The 6,794-nt window shown below is 36.9% G+C and carries 9 protein-coding genes; 6 read left to right on the top strand and 3 right to left on the bottom strand.

Going from position 1 to position 6,794, the window contains the following annotated elements; all coding sequences use genetic code 11:
• Positions 1–291: 291 nt before the first annotated feature.
• From E1171_RS10955 to E1171_RS10945, 3 genes are read right to left on the bottom strand one after another with little or no spacing between them, the layout of a single operon-like run.
• Positions 292–1,011, bottom strand: coding sequence for an SAM-dependent methyltransferase (locus tag E1171_RS10955; protein WP_155206049.1), 720 nt, complete (start codon positions 1,009–1,011; stop codon positions 292–294).
• Positions 1,012–1,051: 40 nt separating this feature from the next.
• Positions 1,052–1,813 (bottom strand): alpha/beta fold hydrolase, encoded by a 762-nt coding sequence (locus E1171_RS10950; RefSeq protein ID WP_155206048.1) that lies wholly within the window; start codon positions 1,811–1,813, stop codon positions 1,052–1,054.
• 21 nt (positions 1,814–1,834) lie between these two features.
• On the bottom strand, positions 1,835–2,548 hold the full coding sequence (locus tag E1171_RS10945) for a pyridoxine 5'-phosphate synthase (protein ID WP_155206047.1): 714 nt from the start codon (positions 2,546–2,548) through the stop codon (positions 1,835–1,837).
• A 66-nt stretch (positions 2,549–2,614) separates the two neighbouring features.
• On the opposite strand from E1171_RS10945, the gene E1171_RS10940 reads away from it, so the two are divergent.
• The 6 genes from E1171_RS10940 (at position 2,615) to E1171_RS10915 (ending at position 6,573) form a co-directional block, all read left to right on the top strand.
• A complete protein-coding gene (locus E1171_RS10940; protein ID WP_155206046.1) occupies positions 2,615–3,067 on the top strand; it encodes a GatB/YqeY domain-containing protein in 453 nt (150 codons plus the stop codon).
• Between the two features lies 1 nt (position 3,068).
• Complete coding sequence (locus tag E1171_RS10935) at positions 3,069–3,602, top strand: CvpA family protein (RefSeq protein ID WP_155206045.1); 534 nt, start codon at positions 3,069–3,071, stop codon at positions 3,600–3,602.
• A complete protein-coding gene (locus tag E1171_RS10930) occupies positions 3,599–4,165 on the top strand; it encodes an anthranilate synthase component II (protein WP_155206044.1) in 567 nt (188 codons plus the stop codon). The genes E1171_RS10935 and E1171_RS10930 overlap by 4 nt, the downstream gene beginning before the upstream one ends.
• Before the next feature lie 65 nt (positions 4,166–4,230).
• Positions 4,231–4,992: an alpha/beta fold hydrolase gene (locus E1171_RS10925; RefSeq protein WP_155206043.1), complete on the top strand. Its 762-nt coding sequence runs from the start codon at positions 4,231–4,233 to the stop codon at positions 4,990–4,992.
• Entirely contained in the window at positions 4,989–5,654 is a 666-nt protein-coding gene (locus E1171_RS10920) for a CBS domain-containing protein (RefSeq protein ID WP_155206042.1), read from the top strand. Before E1171_RS10925 ends, E1171_RS10920 begins: the two co-directional genes overlap by 4 nt.
• Positions 5,655–5,697: 43 nt before the next feature.
• The gene (locus E1171_RS10915) at positions 5,698–6,573 is read left to right on the top strand and encodes an NAD kinase (RefSeq protein WP_155206041.1); all 876 of its coding nucleotides are present in this window, start codon (positions 5,698–5,700) and stop codon (positions 6,571–6,573) included.
• Positions 6,574–6,794 lie beyond the last annotated feature (221 nt).

The following is a 6,794-nucleotide window of genomic DNA, read 5'->3' as shown; positions in this document are numbered from 1 at the left end:
TATAGTTTCACTAGGGATATTTTTACTGGTAATTTCGGTGAAGCTGGGCTTCCGGCAGGAATCGGAAACAACCACCAAAGATTTCAAAATTAATTGAATAAAAAATAAAGTAAAAATATCAGGGAATGAATAAATTACAATATTTGATATGACTTTAAAACGACTAACACCCTAAGGAGGTTATTTTTTTATAAAATCAGGAAAAGAATAAGTAGAAATCCTCCCCTATAATTTCAAAAGGCCTTTAAAGCTTAAACTCCACACATACCAAAATCCTGACAACATGTTCCCTTAGTCATTGCCCAATACAAAAATTACTGGAACCTTATGTAGATCAATTTTATTCTTTTTCCACTGCCCAATACTAAATGTTTTAATTTCTTCATCACTTCCAGTGATATTCTTTGCAACACAAAGCTTGAGGGATGAAGAGCAATAAGTGAGCAAATCTTTAAACAAGGCATTATTACGATAAGGAGTATCCATGAATAACTGAGTCTGTTGCTGACTTTTCACTTGTCTTTCCAGGTTTTTAATCGCCTGGGCCCGGGCCTTTTTTTCAATAGGTAAGTATCCATGAAAAGCAAATGATTGGCCATTAAACCCCGATGCCATTAATGCCATTAAAATTGAAGAAGGGCCGGTTAAAGGAACTACTCTTATATTATTTTGATGGGCAAATTTAACAGCCAAAGCTCCCGGGTCAGCCACTCCAGGACAACCTGCCTCTGAAATGATTCCCACATTTCGACCTTCCACCACCGCTTGCATTAACCTTGAAACCTCCTGGTCATTTGTTTTTTTATCCAATACCTCGAATTGCAATTCCTCAATTGGTCGACCTATTTTTAAGCTACTTAAATACCTTCTGGCTGTTCGCACATTTTCCACTAAAAAATAATCAAGAATAGAGGCGATCTCCCTTACCTGAGCTGGAATAACGGAAGAGCTGGTCTGAGGGGCAATTACCGTTGGTATAAGATAAAGTGTTCCTTTTTCAGTTTCGAACATTTTCAAATTTATTATTAGAAAAACTCCCTGGTAATGCTTTTTAACTTAAAAAATCATTAAGGCATTTTAAAAATTCAGCAGGCCTTTCGGCATGCAACCAATGCCCTGCATCTGGTATAGTAACCAATTGGTAATGTGAAAATATGCTATTGATCAAAAGCTCATCTTCATTACGAATGTAATCCGATTTCGCCCCTCTTACAAAGAGTGTCGGCTTATCAAAAAAGACATCCTTTCCCAAAGATTCACCCACATTAGCGATTTCCCTTTTTATCACCTGCAGATTAATTTTCCAGGCAAAAGAACCGTTTGTGTTACGACTAAGGTTTTTTAATAAAAATTGTCTCACCCCAACTCCGGGCACATAATTAGCCAATTGCTCATCCGCTTCTTTTCTACTTTTTATCCCTTCCAAATCAACAGATGACAGACCCTTCAGAATCAATTGATGATGTAGAGGATATTGCCTTGGGGCAATATCCGCCACAATAAGTTTTTGAATTTTCTCAGGGTACTTCTTCGCAAATTCCATAGCCGTTTTTCCACCCATGGAGTGCCCCATTATTATTGGATCATGCAGTTGATGGTCATCTATAAATTCGGCCAGATCATCAGCCATTACCGAATAATTAAACTCCTCAGATCTTGGCGAATTCCCGTGGTTTCTTTGATCCACAAGGAAAACCTTATAATTCTTTGAAATGCTCTTCCCTATACTCAACCAATTATCGGAGGACCCGAAAAGACCGTGCAAAATAATAAATGGCTTTCCCTCGCCTACTTCCCTAAAAAATAATTTCATGATCTCTTCTTAATTCTAAATTTATTTCAGCTGTCTTCTATAAAGTTGGATGGTATTTTCCAACCCATAATACAACGCATCGCAAATTAATGCATGACCAATGGAAACTTCATCAAGAAATGGAATTTGTTCTATTAAATACCCGAGATTATTCAAGTCCAAATCGTGGCCCGCATTAATACCTAATCCAGCTTCTTTTGCCACCTTAGCAGTTTCCAAGTAAGGGGCAATGGCTTTTGCTCTATTCTGAGTATATTTTGTAGCATAACTTTCCGTATATAACTCAATACGATCCGCTCCCACTTTAAGTGCTCCTTCCACTTGCTTGGGATCTGGTTCTAGAAAGATGGACACCCGGCTTCCAGATTTTTTCAATTCCAAAATTATCTCCTTAAGAAAATCATGATTCCTTATGGTATCCCACCCGGCATTAGAAGTAAGAACTTCAGGAGGGTCTGGAACTAAGGTAGCTTGTGCAGGCTTAACTTTAGAAATGATCTCCATATATCGATTATCGGGGTATCCTTCAATATTAAATTCTGTGTTAAGCACCTTCTTTAGTTCCAATACATCAGCATAACGAATATGTCGTTCATCAGGACGAGGATGAACCGTAATCCCTTCAGCACCAAAGCATTCACAATCAATTGCTGTTTGAACAACATCAGGATTATTCCCTCCTCTTGCATTCCTTAGGGTAGCAATCTTGTTAATATTTACACTTAATTTAGTCATTACTTTTCCCTTTTATTGATAACTTTGTATGCAAGTTAGTGAATCTGCGACTTAAAACTACAGGCAATGACACTGAAACAACAAATTGATTCCGATATAAAAAAGGCCATGCTGGCCAAAAAAAAAGAGGACTTAAGGGCATTAAGAGCCATTAAAGCAAAAATTTTATTGGCACAGACGGAAAAAGGCTCAGGAGAGGAAGTAAGTGATGAGGCTGAGATGAAGATTCTCATGAAGGAAGCCAAACAAAGAAAAGAATCCGCTGACCTTTTTCAACAACAAGGTAGAGAAGACCTTGCTGCAAAAGAATTGACTGAATTAGAAGTAATCAGCCGTTACCTTCCCAAACAGCTCTCCGAAGAAGAGGTTCAAATTGAGCTTCAGAAAATTATAGAATCAGTAGGAGCCAATGGTCCCCAGGACATGGGTAAAGTAATGGGGCAAGCCACCAAGGTATTAGCCGGAAAAGCCGACGGAAAATTGGTTGCCTCTAAAGTAAAAGAATTGTTAACAAAATAAGATGAAAACACTGGATATCATATTAATGATTCCACTGCTTTTCGGGGCTTATAGAGGTTTTTCTAAAGGGTTACTTCTCGAAATTATAGGCTTGATTGCATTTGTGCTTGCCATAATTATCGGGATTAGGTTTTTGAATGTGGGGATAGAATTTCTAATCAGCCAATTTGGGCAGTTGAACACCTATTTACCTTACATTGCTTTTTTATTGTTATTCATAGGTACCTTATTATTAATAAACCTATTAGGAAGAGGCATTAAAAAAGTATTGGACATGACCTTGTTGGGAAAAGTGGATAATTTGGCCGGAGCCTTAGTAGGAGTTTTCAAATGGGCATTCCTGATAAGTTTAATTTTATGGGTTAGCGCCTCCGTGGGAATACTAATCCCAAAAAATCTTCAGGAGAATACCATAATTTATCCATTTATTGCAGATTTTGCCCCTTTAACCGTTAAAAAACTAGAAGGTTTATTGCCTTATGCAAAAGGGATGATAGAAATGGTAAGTGATTTGCTGGGTAGGGCTAAGCCATGATATTAATTTTAGATAATTTTGATTCTTTCACCTATAACCTAGTTGATTACTTTAATCAGCTGGGGGTTGAAAGTAAATTATTCAGAAATAACATTAATTTTGAAGAACTCATAAGTTTTGATTATAAAGGAGTGGTTTTATCACCTGGTCCTGAAAGCCCAGAAAAAGCAGGCTGCCTCATGCAAATGTTAGCTTATTACTCTAGGAGGCTACCTATATTAGGTATTTGCCTGGGACATCAAGCTATTGGAGAGTTTTTTGGTGCTGATTTAGTCAAAGCGGAGAAACCTATGCATGGTAAAATCTCGACTATTCACTGTAAAAAAGCAGCAATTTTTAATGATATAAAGAAATGTGAAGTAGTTCGATACCATTCATTGATCCTGGATAATATACCCGCTTGCTTACAAATTATTGCACAAACAGAAAAAAATGAAATTATGGCTATTCAGCACAAAAAGCTTCCCATTACAGGGCTTCAATTTCACCCTGAGGCCTGGCTTAGCCAGGAAGGTTTTAAAATGCTTCAAAATTGGGTAAACGCTCACCAATTAGCCAATTAAGAAAAGAACATAGCTATACTTTATGTTTTTTCACATTCTTGTTTTTTTAAAATTATCACATAAAAATGGCATTAGAAATTAAAGAGGAGAACGACTTTAGGTTTATTGATGAAGGCAAAGGAGAGGTCATTCTCTTGCTTCATGGATTATTTGGTGCCTTAAGTAATTGGAACTCCGTTGTGGAAGGATTATCCAACAGATATAGGGTAATTATTCCCTTCCTACCTATATATGAATTGCCACTTCGAAAAGATTCCTTAACCGAACTAAACAACTTTCTGGAAAGGTTTATTGAATATAAAGGATTAAACGATTTGTCTTTAATGGGAAACTCGTTGGGTGGCCATATTGCATTAATTTTCACCTTAAAAAACCCGGAAAAAGTAAAAAGATTGATACTAACGGGAAGTTCCGGGCTTTACGAAAATACTATGGGTGCTTCATTCCCAAAAAGGGGAAACTACGAATATATTAAGGAAAGAGTAGAATACACTTTTTATGACCCTTCTACAATTACCAAGGAATATATCGATGAGATTTTTGAAGTAACTAATAGCATTCCAAAATGCATGAGGATTGTAGGTGCCGCTAAATCTGCCCAAAGACATAATATGGCTGATGAAATTGTAAATATTAACCAGCCCACTTTGCTTATTTGGGGACTTAATGACACCATCACGCCACCAAATACAGCCCACGAATTTCACCGTCTAATTCCCAACTCCACATTAAGGTTTATTGACAAATGTTGTCATGCCCCCATGATGGAAAGACCTGAAGAGTTTAATCAAGTTTTAGAAGAATATCTGGAAGCTACTCCTATATGATCGCCCAACAGTTGATAAATGATATGATCCCCCCTTTAAAGCTAACAGACACTGTTCAGAAGGCTATTAAATGGATGGAAGAATTACGTGTCAGCCAACTTCCCGTAATTGAGGGGGGGAAATTTCAGGGATTAATAACCGAAAATGAGTTGCTAGAAAGTGATAAGCTGGGCGGGCAACTTTCCAGCTTAAGATTAACGGAAAAAGATTGCTTTGTTTTTGACCATCAGCATTTTTATGATATCCTGAAGGTGGCCTCCCAATCTGGAGTGGAAATAGTTGCCGTTTTAGATAACGAACAAAATTACAAAGGAGCCATCACGGTACAGGATACTGTTATTGCTTTTGCACAAACGGCAGCTGTTCAAAGCCCTGGAGGAATAATTGTTTTATCTTTAAAACAAATTGACTACTCTTTAGCCGAAATTAGCCGTTTGGTGGAATCCAATGGAGCCAAGATTTTAAGCAGCGGGCTCACCAATGACCCTATTGACAATCAAAAAGTGAAACTAACCCTAAAGGTAAATATGACAGACCTCTCCTCTGTCATTGCAACCCTGGAGCGATTTGGATATAAAATTATTGCTAAATTCCAGGAAACAACAATGGAAATTAAGGAAAAAGAGCGATTGGGTATCCTAATGAAATATTTATATATTTAATCTTTTTCATCACCCTACTCTAAACCCGTTAATCATTCCAATAATGAAAATTGCCATTCACGGGAAAAACTTTACGCAAGAAACAGTTCCTTTTATTCATGAAGTTTTCAATGAATTAATGAACAGAGGGGCAGAATTAATTCTTTCTGAAAGGTTTCACCAAATGCTGGGAAATATTTCAACAAAAGGAGAATCCTTTTCCATTTACCACCGAAAAGAGGATTTAAAAAAAGTAGACTTCTTTCTCAGTTTAGGTGGTGATGGCACTCTTTTAGAAACCCTTACCCATATTGGTGCACTAGAAATTCCAGTTTTGGGCATAAACATGGGACGCCTAGGATTTTTAGCCACTATTTCCAAAAACAAAATAAAGGAGGCTATTCACGCCTTATTTACTCAATCCTATTCTATCGAAAAAAGAACATTAATAAACCTAGCATCCGATAAGGATATTTTTGAAGGAAAGAATTTCGGTCTCAATGAATTCACTATTCTAAAACAGGATTCATCGTCCATGATTGTAGTCCATACCTATATCGATGGTGATTATCTCAACTCTTATTGGGCCGATGGTTTAATCGTTTCCACACCTACCGGGTCAACAGGCTATTCCTTAAGTTGTGGAGGTCCTGTTGTTTTACCTCAATCCAATAATTTTATCATTACTCCTGTTAGTCCACATAATTTAAGCATTAGGCCACTGATCGTTTCTGATTCAAGTGTTATTTCTTTCGAGGTGGAAGGAAGAAGCAGGCATTTCCTGATTTCTTTAGATTCCCGTTCCCGAACGGTTGAAACTTCCTTTCGCATGTCGGTCAAAAAAGAAACCTTTTTTGCCAATTTGGTAAAGATAAATGGTAATGACTATTTGGGGACATTAAGAGAAAAACTCAACTGGGGTTTTGATATTAGGAATTAATTTCTTTTTATTAACGATCTCAATTCCATAAATTCGTTACCAATAACTCTGTTAAAGAGCACTTTTACCAGAAATTTCTATCTAAAGACGCAGCTATGAAAAGGTGGGCCTTTTTTTTACTTATATTTTTTTCCGGAATTTTAATAACTGAAAATGCCAAGGGACAACAGGTTTCAAGTAAAAAGAAAAAATATTTCAAAAGGAAAAACCGATACATTTCC

Origin of the sequence: Xanthovirga aplysinae (assembly GCF_009711365.1) — a bacterium.
Lineage (GTDB): Bacteria > Bacteroidota > Bacteroidia > Cytophagales > Cyclobacteriaceae > Xanthovirga > Xanthovirga aplysinae.
This window is presented reverse-complemented; position numbering and strand designations above follow the sequence as displayed.

Bases quoted from the DNA above. Each gene is read 5' to 3' on its own strand.
- E1171_RS10955 (WP_155206049.1), bottom strand. From the start codon at position 1,011: ATGTTCGAAACTGAAAAAGGAACACTTTATCTTATACCAACGGTAATT.
- E1171_RS10950 (WP_155206048.1), bottom strand. From the start codon at position 1,813: ATGAAATTATTTTTTAGGGAAGTAGGCGAGGGAAAGCCATTTATTATT.
- E1171_RS10945 (WP_155206047.1), bottom strand. From the start codon at position 2,548: ATGACTAAATTAAGTGTAAATATTAACAAGATTGCTACCCTAAGGAAT.
- E1171_RS10940 (WP_155206046.1), top strand. From the start codon at position 2,615: ATGACACTGAAACAACAAATTGATTCCGATATAAAAAAGGCCATGCTG.
- E1171_RS10935 (WP_155206045.1), top strand. From the start codon at position 3,069: ATGAAAACACTGGATATCATATTAATGATTCCACTGCTTTTCGGGGCT.
- E1171_RS10930 (WP_155206044.1), top strand. From the start codon at position 3,599: ATGATATTAATTTTAGATAATTTTGATTCTTTCACCTATAACCTAGTT.
- E1171_RS10925 (WP_155206043.1), top strand. From the start codon at position 4,231: ATGGCATTAGAAATTAAAGAGGAGAACGACTTTAGGTTTATTGATGAA.
- E1171_RS10920 (WP_155206042.1), top strand. From the start codon at position 4,989: ATGATCGCCCAACAGTTGATAAATGATATGATCCCCCCTTTAAAGCTA.
- E1171_RS10915 (WP_155206041.1), top strand. From the start codon at position 5,698: ATGAAAATTGCCATTCACGGGAAAAACTTTACGCAAGAAACAGTTCCT.